Annotated in this window: 15 protein-coding genes and 1 tRNA gene; 12 read left to right on the forward strand and 4 right to left on the reverse strand. The window is 38.5% G+C overall.

From position 1 onward, the window contains the following. Positions 1-266: 266 nt before the first annotated feature. Both gltX and FNN09_RS03595 read left to right on the forward strand, forming a co-directional pair. Positions 267-1,790, forward strand: coding sequence for a glutamate--tRNA ligase (gene gltX / locus FNN09_RS03590; RefSeq protein WP_143300112.1), 1,524 nt, complete (start codon positions 267-269; stop codon positions 1,788-1,790). 72 nt (positions 1,791-1,862) lie between these two features. Continuing rightward, positions 1,863-2,852 (forward strand): glycosyltransferase family 2 protein, encoded by a 990-nt coding sequence (locus FNN09_RS03595; RefSeq protein WP_143300113.1) that lies wholly within the window; start codon positions 1,863-1,865, stop codon positions 2,850-2,852. On the opposite strand, the gene FNN09_RS03600 is transcribed toward FNN09_RS03595, so the two are convergent. Both FNN09_RS03600 and FNN09_RS03605 read right to left on the reverse strand, forming a co-directional pair. Continuing rightward, a complete protein-coding gene (locus FNN09_RS03600) occupies positions 2,836-3,786 on the reverse strand; it encodes a glycosyltransferase family 2 protein (protein WP_185968843.1) in 951 nt (316 codons plus the stop codon). The genes FNN09_RS03595 and FNN09_RS03600 overlap by 17 nt on opposite strands. 90 nt (positions 3,787-3,876) lie before the next feature. Beyond that, on the reverse strand, positions 3,877-5,589 hold the full coding sequence (locus FNN09_RS03605; protein WP_143300115.1) for a glutamine--tRNA ligase/YqeY domain fusion protein: 1,713 nt from the start codon (positions 5,587-5,589) through the stop codon (positions 3,877-3,879). A 139-nt stretch (positions 5,590-5,728) separates the two neighbouring features. Between FNN09_RS03605 and folB the strand changes: the two genes are divergently transcribed. The 3 genes from folB to FNN09_RS03620 all read left to right on the forward strand — a co-directional run bounded on the left by folB (position 5,729) and on the right by FNN09_RS03620 (position 6,415). Beyond that, positions 5,729-6,097: a dihydroneopterin aldolase gene (gene folB, locus FNN09_RS03610; protein WP_221932412.1), complete on the forward strand. Its 369-nt coding sequence runs from the start codon at positions 5,729-5,731 to the stop codon at positions 6,095-6,097. Between the two features lies 1 nt (position 6,098). Further along, the gene (locus FNN09_RS21555; protein ID WP_143300116.1) at positions 6,099-6,293 is read left to right on the forward strand and encodes a cysteine-rich CWC family protein; all 195 of its coding nucleotides are present in this window, start codon (positions 6,099-6,101) and stop codon (positions 6,291-6,293) included. 51 nt (positions 6,294-6,344) lie between these two features. Beyond that, positions 6,345-6,415: transfer RNA gene (locus tag FNN09_RS03620), tRNA-Cys, on the forward strand. Positions 6,416-6,483: 68 nt separating this feature from the next. Here FNN09_RS03620 and FNN09_RS03625 read toward each other — a convergent pair. Both FNN09_RS03625 and FNN09_RS03630 read right to left on the reverse strand, forming a co-directional pair. Further along, entirely contained in the window at positions 6,484-8,037 is a 1,554-nt protein-coding gene (locus tag FNN09_RS03625; RefSeq protein ID WP_143300117.1) for a BCCT family transporter, read from the reverse strand. Positions 8,038-8,048: 11 nt separating this feature from the next. Beyond that, the gene (locus FNN09_RS03630) at positions 8,049-9,182 is read right to left on the reverse strand and encodes a hypothetical protein (RefSeq protein WP_143300118.1); all 1,134 of its coding nucleotides are present in this window, start codon (positions 9,180-9,182) and stop codon (positions 8,049-8,051) included. A gap of 492 nt (positions 9,183-9,674) precedes the next feature. Between FNN09_RS03630 and FNN09_RS03635 the strand changes: the two genes are divergently transcribed. The 7 genes from FNN09_RS03635 to FNN09_RS03665 all read left to right on the forward strand — a co-directional run bounded on the left by FNN09_RS03635 (position 9,675) and on the right by FNN09_RS03665 (position 20,101). Beyond that, positions 9,675-10,244 (forward strand): RNA polymerase sigma-70 factor, encoded by a 570-nt coding sequence (locus tag FNN09_RS03635; protein ID WP_185968844.1) that lies wholly within the window; start codon positions 9,675-9,677, stop codon positions 10,242-10,244. 65 nt (positions 10,245-10,309) lie between these two features. Next, entirely contained in the window at positions 10,310-11,473 is a 1,164-nt protein-coding gene (locus tag FNN09_RS03640) for a FecR family protein (RefSeq protein ID WP_143300120.1), read from the forward strand. A 147-nt stretch (positions 11,474-11,620) separates the two neighbouring features. After that, positions 11,621-14,995, forward strand: a complete 3,375-nt coding sequence (locus FNN09_RS03645) for a SusC/RagA family TonB-linked outer membrane protein (RefSeq protein ID WP_185968845.1) — start codon at positions 11,621-11,623, stop codon at positions 14,993-14,995. 10 nt (positions 14,996-15,005) lie between these two features. Then, a complete protein-coding gene (locus FNN09_RS03650) occupies positions 15,006-16,424 on the forward strand; it encodes a RagB/SusD family nutrient uptake outer membrane protein (protein ID WP_143300122.1) in 1,419 nt (472 codons plus the stop codon). Between the two features lie 12 nt (positions 16,425-16,436). Beyond that, positions 16,437-17,141 carry a DUF4843 domain-containing protein gene (locus FNN09_RS03655; RefSeq protein WP_185968846.1) on the forward strand — a complete coding sequence of 235 codons (705 nt, stop codon included), beginning with the start codon at positions 16,437-16,439 and terminating at the stop codon, positions 17,139-17,141. A gap of 16 nt (positions 17,142-17,157) precedes the next feature. Beyond that, positions 17,158-18,639: a PKD-like family lipoprotein gene (locus FNN09_RS03660; protein ID WP_185968847.1), complete on the forward strand. Its 1,482-nt coding sequence runs from the start codon at positions 17,158-17,160 to the stop codon at positions 18,637-18,639. Positions 18,640-18,709: 70 nt separating this feature from the next. Beyond that, a complete protein-coding gene (locus FNN09_RS03665) occupies positions 18,710-20,101 on the forward strand; it encodes a TlpA disulfide reductase family protein (RefSeq protein WP_143300125.1) in 1,392 nt (463 codons plus the stop codon). Positions 20,102-20,134 lie beyond the last annotated feature (33 nt).

The following is a 20,134-nucleotide window of genomic DNA, read 5'->3' on the forward strand; positions in this document are numbered from 1 at the left end:
TGATATAGCTAGTGAATTTTATCTTGTCTTTTTATTAGACCTGATAAGAATAATGTATGAATAATCGTCTTCTGCGATGGTCAAGTAATGTCCTTTCAGGACAATATTGTTAATTGAGATACTGTAATTAAAGTTGGAATAAGAAGGCCGCAAGTATAAGCTTATAGAGCTTATTTGCTTTTTAAAGTAAAATTCCTGATTCATCAAATTAGCATCTAAGCAATTCAACTTTTAAAAACTATCTTTGCAAAAAAAAATAACTAGATATGACAACTCGTAAAGTACGTGTGCGCTTTGCACCAAGTCCTACCGGACCCTTACACATTGGTGGTGTTCGTACCGCTCTGTTTAACTACTTGTTTGCCAAAAAGCATGGTGGTGATTTTATTCTTCGCATAGAAGATACCGATTCAACGCGTTTTGTAGAAGGAGCCGAGGAGTACATAAACGAGAGCATGGAGTGGTTGGGTATGCCCATCGATGAAGGTGTTAAGCAAGGTGGTGAATTTGGTCCTTACAAGCAAAGTGAGCGTCGCGAGATTTATAAGAAATATGCCGATCAACTGGTTGAAACGGGGTGGGCCTATTATGCTTTTGACACGCCAAGCGAGTTGGATGCTTTGCGCGCAAAGGCAGAAGCGGAGAAAGTGCCTTTTTCATACGACATGCATACGCGTAATGGCCTAAAAAATTCATTAGCTCTATCCGACGATGAGGTAAAACAACGTATGGATGCTGGTGAGCCTTGGGTTATCCGTTTTAAAATGCCTGAGAACACAGAGGTGCAGACGAACGATATGGTACGTGGCTCGGTAACATTTAATACTGCTACTTTAGATGATAAGGTTCTGTACAAAAGTGCCGACAACTTACCTACTTATCATTTGGCTAATATTGTTGATGATCATTTGATGGAGATATCACACGTTATTCGTGGTGAAGAGTGGTTGCCATCGGTGCCTTTACATATATTGTTGTATCGCGGATTAGGATGGGAAGATACCATGCCGCAATTTGCTCACTTGCCATTGATTCTAAAGCCTACTGGTAAAGGTAAGTTATCGAAGCGAGATGGTGATAAGGGTGGATTCCCTGTGTTTCCATTAAACTGGCAGTTGGAAGATGGTATTGCAATGGGTTATCGCGAGAGTGGCTATTTCCCAGAGGCGGTTGTAAATTTATTAGCTCTTCTAGGATGGAATCCTGGTACTGAGCAAGAGCTTTTTTCAATGGATGAGTTGATACAGCTATTCACGATAGAGCGTGTTAATAAATCAGGAGCTCGTTTTGACCCTGATAAAGCCAAGTGGTTTAACCAACAGCACTTGATTCGTAAAGAGGATGCCGAGTTAGCTACTCTTTTTCAAGTTGAGCTTAAAGAACGTGGTCATGAAATAGGAAATGGTTTTGTTCAAGAGGCAGTTGCCATGGTTAAGGAGCGTGTTAACTTTGTGAGTGAATTATGGGAGCAAACAGCCTTCTTTTTTGAAGCACCATCTACATACGATCCAAAAGTTGTGAAGAAACGCTGGAAAGGTGATGTTCCTGCTTTTATGACTGAGTTAACTCCAGAATTAGATAAGGTAGAGAATTGGAAAGCTGATGATATAAAGGCAACTATAGCTGCTCAAATTGAAGCCAAAGAATTAGGCTTTGGTTTGGTGATGAATGCTTTTCGACTTGCTCTTGTCGGAGGTGGATTTGGCCCCGATCTTATGACTATTGCAGAAATGATTGGTAGAGAAGAAACCATACAGCGTGTAAAAGCAGCCGTTGAGAATATAGGGTAAACGATCATAAAAATTTTTTAGAGCTGTTTGATGATGCAATTTGTGTAATATTGTATATCAAACAGCTTTTTTATGTCACAGAATTATCAAGATAAGCAGCCACTGGTGTCGGTAATAATTCCCGTGTATAATGCAGAGTTATATGTTGGGGATTGTCTAAAATCGCTTATTAGTCAAACGTATAATAATCTTGAGATTATTGTTGTAGATGATGGCTCAACAGATGACAGTCTTCGAATTATAGAGTCAATTGACGACAAGCGGATAAAAGTCATTAAAGTGAATCATAAGGGTGCGGAAGCTGCACGTAATATTGCATTTAAACAGTCGACAGGTGAATTTATTCAATTCTTAGATGCAGATGATTTACTGTCCTCTCAAAAAATAGAGGCGCAGGTTAAATTAATTTCACAGAGCTCAAACTCAGCATCTATTTGTTCTACAATTCACTTTTATGAGGGAATCAATAAGAAGTTTTGCAACGATTCATATTTATTTTCTACCAGCAAACCAGTGGAGTTGTTTACGGCAATATGGGGAGCACAAGGTTTTATTGGAATGATACCTTGCCATGCCTGGTTGCTTAATCGATCGTTAATAGAACAATATGGACTGTGGAATGAGAAGCTGTGTAAAGATGCAGATGGTGAGTTTTTTGCACGAGTGTGTTTAAATGCTTCTGAAATTATTCTGGCCAAGAATGTACATTGTTATTATCGCCATTTTGTAAACGGACACAATCAATCGGCCAAAATGGGTAAGAAGCAGTTCTTAAGCAACCTAAGAAGTACGGAGTTAAAGCAGAAATACCTATTTGAAAAAAGTGATTCAAAAGAAGCCAGGCTGGCCATAGCAACGCAATATAAGTTTTATGCAATGGCTTATTATCCAATGCATCGAAAGTTGAGTTCTGAGGCCATGAAGCGCTGTGTTGAAAATGGCGGAAGCGATTTTTTGTATGGTGTAAGTGGTCGGTTTGTAGGTGCCATATCTAAGTTATTTGGGTGGAAAGCGGCCAGATTTATGGCATACTATAAGGGAAGAATTATGGCTGCTTTTTAAAAGCGGATAAAAGGTATTTTAAGACGCTTAACATCGTTTCTGTCGTTTTAAATCCACATAGTTTAAAACTTAAGGCATATAATTTCTCTTTTACTGTTGATGTTGGAGGCGCTGAAATATTTAGTTGTAGTCTATACATATTCGCCATATTTAAATCATAATGGGCCAATCCGCGTATGTATGAAAAAATGTGGGCATCGAACTTTGTTTTGTTTAAGTGGTAAAACTCAGGTTGATTGACTTGTAGATATTGGCTTAACTTTAGTCTTACCTCTATATAGCCTTTATATTTGTTAGCTTTATCGCCTTTGTTAATCGAACCTGTGCTTCTTTCTCGTATAATGGTTAAAGGTTCATCATCAACAATCACCTTATCATTTATTTGAACGAGCTGAAACATGAAGTCTGTTTCTTCGCTAAATGGCAAACTATCATCCTGCAACACTGTTTTGTTAATTGTTTTGGCATTGTATAAGTTGGAACAAGTATTGCCAAGCCATTGGAAATATAAACTATAGATTAAATGTTTATTGCTAACCGGATGTGTGTAGGTTTCGCCATCTGTTTTTTGAGATATACAGCTCCCTGCAACAAATGCTGCATTATCGACCGATTTTTCTAATTGATGCTCTATTTTATTGGGAAATAGGAGGTCGTCTGCATCTAAAAATTGTATCCATTCACCCCTTGCATGTTTTATGCCTTTATTTCTGGCAGCAGCAGGACCTTGCTTTGATTCTTTAAGTAAAGTAATGTGAGGATAAGCCTTTTGAAAAGCTGAAATAATGGAAATGGTCTTGTCGTCACAGTTATTATCGATGCAGATTATCTCGATATTACTGTGTGTTTGATTTAAACAGGAGTTTAAACAGTCTTCAATATATAATTCCACATTATAGCATGGAATAATTACTGATACAAGTGGCTTATCCATAATATTTGCTTTGATGCGCGATGGTATATTGAAAAAATCCCGCATCATAACAGGTGCGGGATTTTTTAGTCATGTATTTTAAGCTTTAGACTACTTCTTTTTCTTAGCCCAAGAGTCTTTCAATGTTACGGTGCGGTTAAATATTACCTGATCACCAGTCGTGTCCTTATCTACACAGAAATAACCCAAGCGTTGAAATTGGTAACGGTCAATGCCATCATCAAAATTGGCGCTCGCATCTTTGTAGTTAGGCTCAATAAAGCCCGTATTAATAATCGATAATGAGCTAGGATTTAAGAACTCAAGAAAATCTTTGTCCTTATGTCCATCAGGTGCTTCGTCCATAAATAAACGATCGTATTGTTTTACCTGTACTGTTTTGGCATGCTCAATACTAACCCAGTGAAGAGTACCTTTGACCTTGCGGTTACTACCTTCCATGCCACTTTTTGTGTCAGGGTCGTAGGTACAGTAAATTTCTGATATTTCACCGTTCTCATCTTTCTTAATGTCTTCACATTTTACAATGTAGGCGTTCTTAAGGCGCACCTCACGTCCCACATCCATACGGAAGAACTTGCGTGGTGCATTCTCCATAAAGTCATCACGTTCAATGTAAATTTCGCGACTAAATGGTAATTTACGGCTACCCATGCTTTCGTCCTCTGGGTTGTTAATGGCTTCCATCCATTCAACCTGCCCCTCCGGGAAGTTCGTGATGATTACCTTAACAGGATTCAATACAGCATATACACGCGGAGCACGTTTATTTAAATCTTCACGAACGCAGTGCTCAAGTAAAGCCACATCAATAACGTTTTCACGTTTGGCAACACCTATCTGGTCGGCAAACTTGCGAATCGACTCAGGTGTGTAACCTCTGCGACGATAACCTGATATGGTTGGCATGCGTGGGTCGTCCCATCCTGCTACATAATCCTGCTCCACCAATTGAAGTAACTTACGCTTACTCATCACGGTGTAGTTGAGGTTTAAGCGGGCAAATTCAATCTGACGAGGACGAGCTAGTTCTTTGAGTTCTGGTTGGAATTCCAATATCTGCTCCAAAAACCAGTTGTATAAAGGTCGGTGTACCTCAAATTCAAGTGTACAAACCGAGTGAGTAATACCTTCTTTAAAATCACCTTGTCCGTGAGCAAAATCGTACATTGGATAAATGCACCATTCGTTACCTGTACGGTGATGATGAGCATGAATAATACGGTACATCAAAGGATCGCGCAGGTGCATGTTAGGCGACGCCATATCAATTTTAGCACGCAATACACGTTCTCCATTTTGAAACTCACCCTTACGCATGCGCTCAAATAAGTCCAAGTTTTCTTCAGCGCTGCGGTTACGAAACGGACTTTCCTGTCCTGGAGTGGTTGGTGTACCTTTTTGTGAAGCTATTTCTTCAGCACTTTGGTCATCAACATAGGCTTTACCGTTTTTAATAAATAAAACAGCCCATTGATATAATTGCTCAAAATAGTCTGAGGTAAACTTAGGTTCATCTTTCCACTGAAAACCTAACCAATTTACATCTTCCTTTATCGAATCAACATATTCTGTATCTTCTTTGGTAGGGTTAGTGTCATCAAAACGCAGGTTGGTACCTCCATTGTAATGTTTTCCAAGGCCAAAGTTCAGGCAGATGGATTTAGCATGTCCAATATGTAAATATCCATTTGGTTCTGGAGGGAAGCGTGTTAATACAGCACCGCCGTTTTTATTTTCACTTAAATCCTTATCAATCTCCTGATGAATGAAATTCGTTTTTGGCGTTTCGTTCAATTCCATCTGCTTTAATATTATATCTTTATTGTACTTACTTTTTTTAGGATGTGTGCACATCAAGTACAAAAGTAAGTGTTTTTCGACTTAAAAATCTGATGATTCAGTGATAAAAGATTAATTTCGCCAAAAAAACAATTAAGTGATGGACCAAAAGCAAATGGTAGGCGTGATTGAGCTAGAAGAAATGGAATTTTATGCTTATCACGGATGTTTTAAAGAGGAGCAGGTTGTGGGTAATCGTTTTTTGGTAAAAGTGACACTGGAAACGGATTGTACAGTGGCGGCTGAAACCGATGATATTAGTGATGCCTTAAATTATGTGAGCGTATATGAAATAGTGCGTGAGCAAATAATGCAAACCTCACATTTGTTGGAGCATTTAAATAAGCGTATCATCGATGGTATTTACCAAAAGTTCCCTGAGTTGTTAAAAGCTACGGTAAAAGTATCAAAGATGAACCCTCCTATGGGTGGTCAGATGAAATGTGTGAGTGTAACGTTTAGCCGATAAAATGGAAGTAGTAGGTGTCATTACAAAAGAGTGTCCTCGGTGCGGAACAGCGTTTTTTTGCCATTCAAATGCAAAAACACCCTGTTGGTGTATGGATTATTCAATAAATTCTGAAAATCTTAAAGTGTTGGGAGAGAAATACAATGGTTGTATTTGTCCCGATTGCTTGAAATTATATGGGCAAAAGAAGAAATAAAAATTTGCTCAGCAATAAATTTATTGCTTATTTTGCATCCCGAAAGACAATGGTTCCTTGGCCGAGCGGTTAGGCACTGGTCTGCAAAACCAGGTACGGCGGTTCGAGTCCGCCAGGAACCTCTCTTCAAAAAGGTGATTTTCGTCAAACGAAAATCACCTTTTTTATTTGCTACAATTCTTAATCATTTTTATTTTTTTCGGTAGTGCTCATCGTAATAGGAGTTGAGCGATTTGTAAAAGCTAAAACACAACACGATTAATAGCAGAGCAAATGGCAAGCCCGTTAATATCGATGCCGTTTGTAGGGCTGTTAAGCCGCCTCCAATTAATAAAATACCCGCAACTGTTCCTTCCATCGAAGCCCAAAATACCTTTTGTCCCACGGGGGCATCATGTCGTCCTCCAGAAGTGAGCATGTCAACCACCATGGAGCCAGAGTCGGATGAAGTGATAAAGAAACTAGCTACAATAATAACTGCTAACAATGATGAAAGAAAGGAGTAGGGGTATTGTTCCAGCAGTTTATAAATGGCCGTAGCAACATTATCATTGACTGCTTCTGTAATAACTGTATTGCCCATAAGTTCCTGGTACAGAGCGCTACCGCCAAAAACAGACATCCATATAAAAGTTAATAGGGTTGGTACTAGCAATACTCCCAAAATAAACTCTTTTATCGTGCGCCCTTTGGAAATACGAGCTATAAAAATACCAACGAAAGGTGACCAGGCTATCCACCATGCCCAATAGAACACGGTCCATGAGTTTTGCCAGTGCTTCACTTCTTTAACGCCTTTGTAGGATTCGGTCCAGAAACTCAATTCGAAAAACTCGTTAAGGTAATGGCCAATGTTTTGGACAAATGACTTAAAAATAAAAACGGTAGGGCCTACTACAATTACAAATAAGAGCAGTATCAGAGCAAAGCTCATGTTCCATTCACTTAATCGTCGTATGCCTTTATCTAAGCCCAATACTAACGATAAAGTTGCCATTAGTGTAATGACTACTATTAACACGATTTGAACGGTTGTCGTCAGTTCAAAGTTAAACAGGTAGCTAAGTCCTGCATTTACCTGTTGAACACCAAAGCCCAAGGAAGTAGCTAATCCAAAAATGGTGGCAATTACCGATATAATATCTATGGTGTCGCCAATGGGTCCATAAATTTTATTCCCAAGGAGAGGGTGGAAAATAGAGCGGATGGTTAGTGGTAGTTTTTTGTTGAACGTAAAAAAAGCCAAGGCAACACCAACTATGGCATAAATGGCCCAGGCATGTACGCCCCAGTGAAGAAAGGTTATGCCCATTGCTGTTTTTGCTGACTCTGCTTTATCAGAATTATCAATTAAAGGGTTTCCATTAAAATGGAAAATAGGTTCCGCAACACTCCAAAAAAGTAAACCGATGCCCATGCCCGCACTAAAAAGCATGGCAAACCAGCCTTTATTTGAGAAGTCGGGCTTAGCATCTTTACCTCCTAATCGAATTTTACCAAACTTACTAAAGCCTAAAAACAAGGCAAATAATAAGAGAACATTCACCACCAATATAAAGAACCAACCTACATTATTGGCTACCGCTGTTTGTATCTGTGAAAAATATTTCTCCATTGGCTTGCCTACCAGTAAGGTAGTTATCACCAAGACTGAAATCACTAATAATGATGTAATAAATACTGGTCCATTGGCTTTTATGCCTAAGAATGTTTTTCTATCGCTTCTTTTATATCCTTGATCCATCGTTGTATATCTTAAAAATAGTAACCAATATTTATATTAAATCGCATATGCCATTGGGCATTGTCTGTACCTTCGGCAAAAGCATTGGACCATTCTGGCCCTAACCAGGAATGGTTCTTTCCCCAAGCTGAGTCAATGTATGTATATATTGGGCCAGTTGCTATCATGCATCCTAATACATTCATGTACGAATCATTAAACCCATTCTTTGTTTTTCTAAACCACGAAAAATCATTGTACAATAGTATTTGATCAATCAAACTACTCTTTATAGGTAGTTGGTAGGAAACGGAAGAGCTTAATACTTGCCCCTTAGCTGCTACTTTATAAGAAGATCCGTATGCTGCCATTTCAATGATGTCTTTGTATTGTGCTGAGTCATTGGGATTTTTGTTAAATGTGATAGCTTGTAGTTTCAGTCCCCACCTTTTACCATTATAACGATAGCCCAATGCTGAAGCTGAATGACTGCCCATTTCGCTCGTGATGATGTTGTATAAACCACCGTACATGGCTGAAATTTCTATGCTAGAGTATTTCTGCTCCCCGATGTTATAACTGAGTTTAATGTTTCCCTGATTAACTTCTTTGTTTCTTCCTGCTACATCGTATGAATAACGGTTGGGCGAAATAGCCGATGCGTTATCGAAATTGAGTTCTTCGGCATTTTTATAGAAAGCTGCATGTAGCTGTAGCTGATCAAATGATTTTATCCATTTTATTCCCATATCATGGTCGTCTTCTAAACCAACATAGTAGGCTATGCTGAAGAACCAATTATTTGAATTGTAGGGTTGTAAACCAAAGGGTACCTGTTGCAGTCCCAATTGGATAGATGATTGTTGATTGTGTATATATTCTATCCAACCTTGCTTAAGCATATGGCCACCAAAACTTGGTGAGTAGAAGCGATATTCAGCATTAAAACCTAGTTTTTGATAACTGCCACTGGCATTGAGCCTAAAAACATCATAGCCAAAATCGCCACCTCGTGTCACCTGTTCATCTTTCCAATCTGATAAATTGTAATTAAAGCGAATAGCTCCACCCAGCTTAAGTTTTGGTGAAGTGTCACCTTGAGAAATAGCAGTGAGCGAGGGGAAAATAAGTAACACTATTATTCCAAGCAGTTTGTTAAGTGTCATATTTATGTTTTTCGTGATCATTGCTATCAAAAAGGAGTGCACAGATGCAAAAGAGCAAAGAATGAAAACCAGATTTGATGAGTAAGTTTTCTGTTAGTAGCAACGAATTATATAAAGATGAATACAACGGGGATTAAACACAAGTTTATTTAGGTTTTATTTTTGTTATCTACTTGATATGTGTTGGATAATTCTTGGCAAGGTGCATAGTGGTCTCATTTTGGAAGTACCGTATAATGAAAGTAAACATGTAGTTATACGATGAAAGACTGACCTTGTTCTCTATTATTTATAACAACCACCGCAACAACATAATTCAATACGTAATATTTTAGTGTTTATTTGAGCTTGCTTGTAATAAAAACACCTTAATATCTATCAATTTTAATCTTGTTGTTTTAACTGAATTTGTAATACTCCTTAAAAAAACTATTTTTGACGCACCGCATCATCGTTTTAGAATGCGGTAGGCTTGGGGAAAATTGTAGCTATTTGAAGTCAGGAGAGATAAATACCACGATTGTTAAATTTTTGGATGGTAATGATATAGCATCGTATAGGGTGATTTATCAGCATTACTTCAAAGGGCTGTGTTTATTTGCCTATGAATACTTGAGAGACACAAGCGCAGCAGAAGATCTGGTGCAGGATGTATTTGTTCATATCTGGGAAAAAGACTTACAGATTAGAGAGCCTGAAAAATTACCGGCTTACATGTACTCCATGGTTCGCACCCGTTGTTTAAACCAAATAAGAGGTAATAAGGTGCGTCAGCAATATGTACATCACGAAAAGGATAAAGACTATTGGGAAGATGATGTGCAACATGCCATTATTAAAGCCGAAGTATTTAAAGAGCTCAGCGAAAGTTTAGAACAGTTGCCTGAAAAAACACGGGAAATATTTGAACTAAGTTATTTAACTCAACTACGAGAAAAAGAGATTGCCGATCGTTTGGGCATAACTGTTGACATGGTAAAAGCGCACAAGAAAAAGGCTCGTGGCATTCTTCGCAATGAGCTAAAACACCTCATGTCCTTGATTATTATTCTTAACATCTGATTTTTTTCATCTTTTTCTGACACCATTTTATTTTTAAAGTGTCAATAATGTAAGAAGATGAAAAAATGGATAACTCCACACTGTCAAAAATAGTAGCAAAATACCTGAAGGGGCAAGCCTCTGAAAGTGAGATGCAGGAACTCGATACATGGCGTAAGGCCAGTGAGAGTAACGAACTTTTTATGCAACAATTTGAGCAATCCGACAATGCTTTTGCGGACTATCAGATTTATAAAAATTTCGAGGAAGATAAGGTTTGGTCAGCATTACTCGACAAGGTGCAAAAGAAAAAGAGAATTTCTTTAGGGCAGGTACTTATCCGCGTAGCAGCTGTTTTAGTATTAGGACTGATTGTTAGCAGTATTTTTTATGTGTTGGTGCCTAACGATCGCTCTTTAATATTGGCTAAGGTAGAGACGGTATCACCGGGTCAATTTAACGCCATCTTAAAAATCGATAAACAGCAAGAAATACACCTGTCAGATACCACCAGTCAAGAGCTTAAGAACAGCGGAACTCACTTAGCTACCATAGCACAAGGGAAGTTAGCATACAAGCTACGAAAGAATGTTGAGCCTCAGGAGATGGAAGTGGTGGTGCCCAACCGGGCCGAGTACCAGTTTATATTTGCCGATGGAACAAAAGTGTGGATGAATGCCGGTAGTAGGGTGAAATTTAAACAGCCATTTGACAGTGAAACGCGAGAGGTATATGCCGAGGGCGAAGTGTTTTTTGAAGTGGCCAAGGATGTGAATAGACCATTTATAGTGAGTTTGCCAAATGACAATGCCATTCAAGTATTGGGTACTGAGTTTAATGTGAGAGCATACCCTGATGATGCTAGCTATCAATCGGTGTTAGTTGAGGGAAGTGTATTGTGGCATACTCAATCGGGCAAAGAGCGTTTGATGGAGCCGGGACAACTACTCAATTACCAAGTTAACAATGGTGAAGTTGAACTTAGTGATGTTGATGTGTATCCATACCTTGCATGGAAAGAAGGTCGTTTTGTGTATGATGGCTCTGAGCTAGTTCATATAATGAGCGATTTAAGCCGGTGGTACGGTGTTGATGTGGTTTATAACGATCAAGCAATTCGCAAGCTTCACTTTAGTGTAGACATTAAACGCTATGAGAATTTAAGTGAGATATTAGAGATGTTAGCCTTAACCGAAAAAGTACAATTTAATATACAGGAATCAACCGTTAAAGTAGAACGGTATCAATAAAAAAAAACAGGAAGTGTTGCAGCACCTCCTGTTAAATGTAACAAGCTAGTTGTTACAAGTATGTATAACTTCAATTACAAATCTATGAAAAAAAATCGGGAATTAATGTGCCCTGATGGGAGGGGTACACCCAAAATCTACAAAATTATGAAACTATCATTTCTTATGATGTTCATGTTATTATGGCAAGTGTCAGCGTCAAGCTATAGTCAATCGACTAAGCTGAAGCTGGAGCTAAAGAATGCTTCTGTTAAAGAGGTGCTCAAAGCCATAAGTCACCAAAGCGAATTTACCTTTATCTATAACGATGAAGAGATTTTAGAGCTTGACCAGGTGTCAATTGACGCTGAAGGAGTGACGGTTGAAACAGTTTTAAATACCTGTTTAAACAATAGTGGACTATCATGGGAAGTGCGCGATGAGGTAATAATTATTAAACCGGCTCAAAGAGCCATACAGCAACAACCCATAATAGTTAAAGGAAAGGTGCTTGATGAGCAAGGACTGCCTGTTCCAGGTGTTAACATTATTGTATTGGATTACAATACAGGAACCATTACAAGTGCCGATGGTACTTACGAATTGCGTGTTCCTGATCTTAAGGTTACTCTGAAGTACACTTTTATTGGTTTTGTTGATCAAGAGGTGGCACTCGATGGTAAAACGGAAATTAACGTTACCCTGCAAACCGAAGTGAGTGAGATTGGTGATGTGGTGGTTACCGGTTATTATAATCAAACAAAAGAGAGCTTTACAGGTGCAGCTACCACAATTAGCGCAGATAAGTTGCAAGAAGTTAGTAATACAAATGTGTTACAGGCCATTCAGGTATTTGACCCATCGTTTAAAATTATGGAGAATAACGAGTTTGGATCTAATCCTAACCGTATGCCTGAAATTGAAGTGCGAGGTAAAGCCAGTTTCCCTGGTTTAAGTGAAAGTGAGATCCGTAGCAACCCTAATCAACCAACCTTTATTTTAGATGGTTTTGAGGTGAGTATTGAAAAAATATACGATTTAGATATTAACCGTATTGCTGGGGTCACTATTTTGAAAGATGCGAGTGCCACCGCAATTTATGGTTCTCGTGCAGCTAACGGAGTGGTGGTAATTGAAACCAAAGCACCTGAAAAAGGGAAGCTACGCGTTAATTACACTTTCGATGGAACGGTATCGGCTCCTGACTTGTCGGATTATGAACTGTTAGACGCTGCAGAAAAACTTGAGGCTGAACGTTTGGCGGGGCTTTATACTTCAGAAAAGCCTGCAGGTGATAGTTACAATGAGCAAGTTCGTTTTGATCAATTATACAATCAAAACCTCCAAGCTGTTCGTTCAGGAGTTAACACCGATTGGATTGCACAACCTGTTGAAAATAGTTTTTCGCACAAACACTCCTTATTTCTTGAAGGTGGTGATGATGTTATCCGTTATGCACTTGAAGGAAATTATAACGACGAAAAAGGGGTAATGAAAGGATCGGGTAGAAAACGTTATGCACTTGGTAGTATGCTTTCGTATCGTTTTAAAAATGTGACCTTTAAAAATCACTTAACGGTAACACGTGTGGATGCTCCGGAATCACCTTATGGTAATTTTTCTGATTATGCTCGTTTGAACCCTTACTATAAGTTAAAGGATGAGAGTGGACGATATTACCAGACTTTACGTACCAACGATGACTATGGTACACCAGAGCAATATTCAGGTCTTTACGACGCTACGTATTTATCTAACGAAAATGGAAGTAAATACACCAATGTGACCAATAATTTCTCTATTGACTGGATGCTCTTGGAAGGATTACGCTTAAAAGGTAATGTGTCTTTTCAGTTGCAGAATGATAAGTCGGAAACCTTTAAATCGCCTAACTCAATTGAGTTTTTGAATACACCAGAAGAAGATTTTAACTTGCGAGGAAGCTATTACGTAGGAGATCAAGAGATGTTTTTGTTAGATGGTAACCTAGTGTTGAGCTATTTTAAGCAAATAAACAAACACTTTGTAAACGCTGTTATTGGCGGTAATATCCAAGAGCAAACCATTGATTTTGAAGATTACACGGCTGAAGGTTTTGCCAATGATCGCTTGAGTCATGTTAGTTTTGGTGCTCAGTTTAAAGAAGGTAGTACGCCTGGTGGATTCGAAGAAACAAGTCGCTTAGCAGGTGCTTTCTCTAATTTGAATTATAATTTCGATAATCGTTTTTTAGCCGATGCTTCATTACGTATCGATGGTTCGTCTAAGTTTGGAAAGAATCAACGTACTGCTCCTTTTTGGTCAGCAGGTATTGGCTGGAACATTCACAACGAAGCGTTTTTTAAGGACAATGCAAAAGTCAATGAGGTGCGTTTGAGGGCGAATGTGGGTGAAACAGGTGGTGATAACTTCTATGCTTATCAGGCCTTAACTACCTATCAATATATTACCGATCGTCATTATCGCTTTAATAACGGTGCAAATATCAAAGCATTGGGTAATGAGGATTTGAGATGGCAAACAACAATGAAGCGCAATGCAGGTATTGATATTGCTTTATTCAATAGTCGATTAATGCTGTCGGGTAACTATTATTACGATACTACCAAGGATTTATTAACACAGGTGTCTATTGCTCCATCCATCGGTTTTTCAAGTTTTACTTCTAACATGGGCGATGTGCTCAATAAAGGGATCGAAGTTAACTTAAGTGGTACTGTTTATAAAAATAGTGAGCGTCGTATTTTTGTGAATTTGTTTGCTAATATGAGGCACAATATTAATGAAATACAGCAAATTTCAGATGCTCTAAAAGAGTATAACAAAGCAGCAGCTGAGAACCAGAATAAGGAAGTAGCTGATCAGATTGATTCTAGTGGAGAATCAAATATTTATCGGGAAGGTGATTCGGCCAATATGATTAGCGCAGCTCCAGTTTTACAGTTTAACGAAGGTGAATCTATTTATGCGATTTACGCCGTACGATCATTAGGTATTGATCCGGTTTCGGGTAAAGAGGTTTTCTTAGATCGTAACGGTAACAGCACCATGACTTGGGATGCTCGTGATCAAGTAGTCGTGGGTGAAGCCCAGCCTAAGTATGAGGGTTACTTTGGAACCAATACCGATATAGGCAACTTCAGTTTCAATTTATCTTTTAACTACCGTTTGGGTGGGCAAATTTATAATAACACAATTATTGATCGTGTTGAAAATGCGAACCTGTATAATAATGTGGACAGAAGAGTGTTAGAGCAGCGTTGGACTCAAGAAGGTGATGTGAAGCCATATAAAAGCATTGCAGACAGATCTATTACTCGTGCATCGTCTCGATTTGTTGAAGATGAAAACACTTTGTCGCTAGCTTCCGCTAGAGTGTCCTATACTTTAAACCAGAATTTGGTGCAAAATATAGGTCTTCGCCATATGAAGTTATCTGTTTATATGAATGACATATTCAGAATATCAACAGTGAAAATGGAGCGCGGATTGTCGTACCCATTTGCCCGTTCAGTGTCATTCTCATTACAAACCAATTTTTAATTAGGAGACCATGAAAAATAAAATATTAATAGTATTTACAGCCTTGGTTCTTACATTAACTTCATGTGAAGATTGGATGGATGTTCAACCAAAATCAGAAGTGGATCAAATAGAGTTGTTCCAATCTGAAGAAGGGTACCACGATGCATTAAATGGTGTGTATTTAATGTTAGGTGATAATAATTTGTATGGCGATAAGCTAAGCATGAGTCTTTTAGATGTTTTGGCGCAAAACTATTATATACCAACCGGACATAGTTATATCGATTTGGTATTTCATAATTACGAAGCTGAAGCAAGTGAGAATTCTATTTCAGGGGTATGGGATAAGGCTTACAACGTTATTGCCAATTGCAATAATATCATTCAGTTTATTGAAGAAGATGATGCCTCTAAATTTTCGGGTAACAATTACAATTATATCAAAGGTGAAGCATTGGCCATTAGGGCGATGTTGCATTTCGACCTGATTCGTATGTTTAACGCCCCCTTAATTAGCGATCCTGAGTTTTTAGGTATTCCTTATGTTGATGAATTTAAAATCGAGTTAACAGAGCAATCAACTACAATTGAAGCATTGAGTTTGGTGGAGGATGACTTGATGAAAGCCTATGAATTGTTGGCCGATGATGAGGTGATGAACCCGTCTGATGACAACGAATCGTATCGAGAAAATCACTTAAATTATTATGCGGTCGTTGGCTTATTAGCACGAGTGCATCTGTATCAACAAGATTATGTCAATGCAGCCTTGTATGCTGATGAAGTGATTCAATCGGCGCGTTTTAAGTGGATGAATCCTAGTGATATTCTAGGCAATTTAGATTTTGTGTTTTATCCTGAACTTATAATGGGTTTGTATCACACAAAAGTTGGAGAAACATCGCGCAATTATTTTGCACATACAGATGCTAACAACCCTAATGAGCTGATTTGTTCTGATCGAAGCGCAAGCTGGTACGAAGGAGATGATATACGATTTAAATATTGGTTTGAAGTTGTTTCTACAATGGATGGCGACAAGCGGTTCATGACAAAATACAACCGACCTAAGGATGACGAAGAAGCAAAACGCTATCAGGATCCGGTGCTACCGCTTATTAAATTGTCTGAGATGTATTTGATTCTTGCCGAGAGCAAGGCCAAAACAAATCTTGTTGATGGCATACGTGTAATCAACGAGATGAAAACTGAGCGTCGTACTTCAGTACTTGACGAAGCCATTGATGAGGTCACGTTTATGGATGAGTTGTCAAGGGAGTATGAGCGTGAGTTTTATGGCGAAGGACAATTGTTCTTTTTCTACAAGCGTATGAATTTTCCAGTTTTAGTGGGTGCAGATGGTAGTAACCTGCCAATGGACGATGCTAAATATACCTTGCCATTTCCAGCCAACGAAATACAGTTTGGTGGTCGTGTAACCAATTAAATGATGAGAAAAATGAAATTATATAAATATATACTAGCAATGTGTATGGCTTGTGTTCTGTTTTCGTGCGAGGAAAACGAACCCATGTTATATGATACCGAATACAATGCGCTCAACTTTAAGCTTCCCTATGAAGAGCCTGATAGTCTTTATCTTAATTTTATGTTTTTGCCTAATGATGCAAATACGGCACTGCTTAAGGTAAAGTTAAAGTTAATGGGGGTGGCCAGTCCTAACGACCGTAGTTATATGGTGAGTGAAGTGCTTGATGAAACAACAGCTGAATCGGGAGTGCATTACGAAGCGCTAGGCACACAATATGTTTTTCCAGCTAATGAAACGGAAACCAATTTTGAGCTTGTGCTTAAACGCGACGAAAGTTTACGTGAGAAAACGTGCCGATTGGTGATAAAGCTGGATGAATCAGGTGATTTTAAAGAAGGACTTAGTGGACAACAGCATTTTATCTTAAACATAACCGATAACTTGCTTGTTCCTCCTCCATTTTGGGAGGGTAATTATCTGCATTACTATGCTGGTCCTTATCATTGGAAAAAGTGTAAAAAGTACATTGAAATAGCAGGTGTTGACGGACCTAATTGGTTTCCTGATCCTTATGCGGCTGGCGATGTTTATGTTAAAGAAACACGCATGTGGTTCGAAAATAATCCGACCTACGACGAAGAAGGTAATCGCTTGTATTTTGAATACCGTTAACTTTAAAAACAATAAGATGAAGACATATATATTATTTGCTGCAATTGTTCTTATGGCTCTTGGTGGTTGTTTGCAAGATGAAGGCAATTACGAGTACCTTGACTTGAATGAAGTACAAGGCATTACAGGCATTGAAGAATCATATAGCATGACAAAGTTTGAAGATGTGCTAATAATAAATCCTGTTATAGACTTTAAGCACGAGACTGATGCCGATTATGAATACGAATGGAGTTTGAGCCATTGGGAATATAACGATGAGTCACGTGATCGAGATAATTTCGAAATTATTATTTCTCAGGATAAAAATCTAGAGTTCGTCGCTGATCACACCATACCTTATAAAGATTTGTTCGGCATATTTAAGGTAACGAATAAAAATACCGGCGTTGTCTATACGCACGATTTTGAGCTACGTGTTCAAAATGCTTATCAATACGGTTACTTCTTTTTATGTGAAAAAGATATGAACAGTGAGTTGTTTTTGGTAAGAGACAATGGTAAAACAATTGATAATTTATACGAAACCTTAACTGGCATGCCCTTAGTAGGTCAGCCATATTGCATGGAAAGTGTAAGAAGTGGGATTACAACTGATTTGGTAATGTTCACAAGTGATGGGCCGGATTATGGTGCGGTTATGAATTTTGATAACATGGATTATAAATGGCCAGCCCTTAAATGTTTTCATGAGGAAAATACTGGAGAGTCCATGGTTGTTAATTACTTTGCTGCCCGTGATGATATTTTTACAATTGTTAATAATAAATACTATTTCACAGGCGGAAGAGTCTATGGTGATTATAAACCTTATATAGGTATTGACGTGCCCGATGTGATGGATGATGTCGATTATGTGGATGAAATGGGGATGGCTTTGGCCTATCTACATGGTACCGATCCGGGTGATCTATATGCGCTTGGTTCTTGGGGAGCAATCAATAAAGTAGAAATTGATGGTGAACCATTATTACTACCAGGTAAGTGTCATTTTATGGCTCCAGAACCAGGTGGACATATGTATCAGGGAGGTGTTAGTACTCATTTTATTATCACAGACAATAATGGTGTAGTAAATGAGGTGGTTTTGCATGCAGCATTAGATTTCTCAACATGGACAAATGCCTATACTTTAACACGAACAAATGTATTTTCGGCACCTGAATTAATTACCGACGAGACCATGTTTGTAAATTCCAACTCCGAACGATATTTCTATTTTTCATCGGAGAATAAAATTTACCGATATAACTATGATGCGCCAGCAGATGCACCGGCATTGATTGCCGAATTACCTGCAGGGCAAAATATCTCTTACCTGTACCTTGATTATACTCAGGAGGGATGGACAAAGTATGACGATAAATTTGTTGTTGGCACCTACGACAATTCGGGTCTTAACAATGGCTCTATTTATTTTGTCAATCTTGATGGCTCTATAGCAACTCAATACGAACATGTGTGTGGTAAAATTATTGACTTAGAAGTAAAGAAATAATACTATTTATGAGCTGGTAGTATTCTGCTATCAGCTCTTTTCTTACAACCTATATTTAAAACGTAACTGTATGAAGTTCATAACAGCTGTGGCTTTGTTTGCCTTAATGTTAACATCGTGTGTCACAAAAGAATCGAATTATGCCCTAATAAATGGTCAGTTTATTGGCGAGAAAGAAGGAAAAGAAATACACCTGTGTAAGGTAGAACATGGTGAAACGGCCAAAGTGGCGGTAACAACAATTAGTGCCGATGGGCGCTTTGGCTTTAATTACCCAGTTGATAAAGCTGGCTTGTATGTGTTAAATGTTGTGTGGGATAAAGCCTTGCGTAGTGTTAAAAAAGACCATGACCTAAAGCGCCTTTACCTGGAGGATGGTGTTGAATTAGATGTGAAAATTAGTGATGGAACCTATGAGTTATTAGCAAGCAACAGTGTCAAAAATGATGTCTTATCTGAGTGGAATACAAAGGTAGATACTGTGTTTTCATACTCTCATGGTTTTAGTTATAATATGGCTGACTACACTAGTTTCTTCCCTCTTTTACCCAAATATGTTGATGAAACAGCTGCATTTAAAGCAAAGATTAATACAGGCGATGCCAACTTTGACGAATTGATGAAGCTACTTGTTGAAACAGATATGAATGCATCGGCGCTTACCTTTATTTATACACCTCGTGGCAAGCATCCTGAGCGTAAGGATTATGCTGAATATTACGAAACACTATTAAACGAGAAATCACCGCAATCGGCGCGTCTGTTAGAATTGCCAAACGGATACGATTATGTACGTTTATATTCGATGTTTGCCGTTATGTCATTGCCTGATAAGCCAACTGATTGGAACAAGGCAGCGATGGAAAATATTCCCAATGACTTATTAAAAGGGTATTATGCGCTTAATAACGTCAGCAAGTTCAGAACTTACGATGATGCTTATGTGGCTTATAAAGCAATGGTTGAACCATTTTTAAGCACTCCTTATCTAAAGGATGAGTTGAAAGCCTTTGAGATGACCATTCGCGATTTTGAAAAAGGATCACCAGCTTTTGATTTTGCTGGTAAAGATGTGAATGGTAAGGAGCACAAGTTATCCGATTATAAAGGAAACTTGGTTTACATTGATGTGTGGGCTACCTGGTGTGGACCCTGTAAATCTCAAATACCAGCTTTAAAAGAGCTGGAAAAGAAATACCATGGCCAGCCAGTCACATTCTTAAGTATCTCGGTTGATAAAATGAAGGATCAGCAAAAATGGAAAGATTTTGTAAAGGAAGAGAATCTTCAGGGAGTGCAACTAATGGCCGATAAGGCTTTTGCATCCGATGTGGCCGAGGCCTATCGCATCAATGCCATACCTCGTTTTATGCTAATCGATATGGATGGTAACATTGTGTCAACCGACGCACCTCGTCCTTCCGATGAGAAGGCCAATGAGTTGATTAAAAAATATTTGTAATAATCTAAACTGTCTGAAAGTAATCGTTGCTCA

This window comes from Carboxylicivirga sp. M1479 (assembly GCF_007097485.1).
Classification (GTDB): domain Bacteria; phylum Bacteroidota; class Bacteroidia; order Bacteroidales; family Marinilabiliaceae; genus Carboxylicivirga.

Bases quoted from the DNA above. Each gene is read 5' to 3' on its own strand.
- FNN09_RS03665 (WP_143300125.1), top strand. From the start codon at position 18,710: ATGAAGTTCATAACAGCTGTGGCTTTGTTTGCCTTAATGTTAACATCG.
- FNN09_RS21555 (WP_143300116.1), top strand. From the start codon at position 6,099: ATGGAAGTAGTAGGTGTCATTACAAAAGAGTGTCCTCGGTGCGGAACA.
- FNN09_RS03650 (WP_143300122.1), top strand. From the start codon at position 15,006: ATGAAAAATAAAATATTAATAGTATTTACAGCCTTGGTTCTTACATTA.
- FNN09_RS03640 (WP_143300120.1), top strand. From the start codon at position 10,310: ATGGATAACTCCACACTGTCAAAAATAGTAGCAAAATACCTGAAGGGG.
- FNN09_RS03660 (WP_185968847.1), top strand. From the start codon at position 17,158: ATGAAGACATATATATTATTTGCTGCAATTGTTCTTATGGCTCTTGGT.
- FNN09_RS03630 (WP_143300118.1), bottom strand. From the start codon at position 9,182: ATGACACTTAACAAACTGCTTGGAATAATAGTGTTACTTATTTTCCCC.
- FNN09_RS03605 (WP_143300115.1), bottom strand. From the start codon at position 5,589: ATGGAATTGAACGAAACGCCAAAAACGAATTTCATTCATCAGGAGATT.
- gltX (WP_143300112.1), top strand. From the start codon at position 267: ATGACAACTCGTAAAGTACGTGTGCGCTTTGCACCAAGTCCTACCGGA.
- folB (WP_221932412.1), top strand. From the start codon at position 5,729: ATGGACCAAAAGCAAATGGTAGGCGTGATTGAGCTAGAAGAAATGGAA.
- FNN09_RS03645 (WP_185968845.1), top strand. From the start codon at position 11,621: ATGAAACTATCATTTCTTATGATGTTCATGTTATTATGGCAAGTGTCA.
- FNN09_RS03600 (WP_185968843.1), bottom strand. From the start codon at position 3,786: ATGGATAAGCCACTTGTATCAGTAATTATTCCATGCTATAATGTGGAA.
- FNN09_RS03625 (WP_143300117.1), bottom strand. From the start codon at position 8,037: ATGGATCAAGGATATAAAAGAAGCGATAGAAAAACATTCTTAGGCATA.
- FNN09_RS03595 (WP_143300113.1), top strand. From the start codon at position 1,863: ATGTCACAGAATTATCAAGATAAGCAGCCACTGGTGTCGGTAATAATT.
- FNN09_RS03655 (WP_185968846.1), top strand. From the start codon at position 16,437: ATGAAATTATATAAATATATACTAGCAATGTGTATGGCTTGTGTTCTG.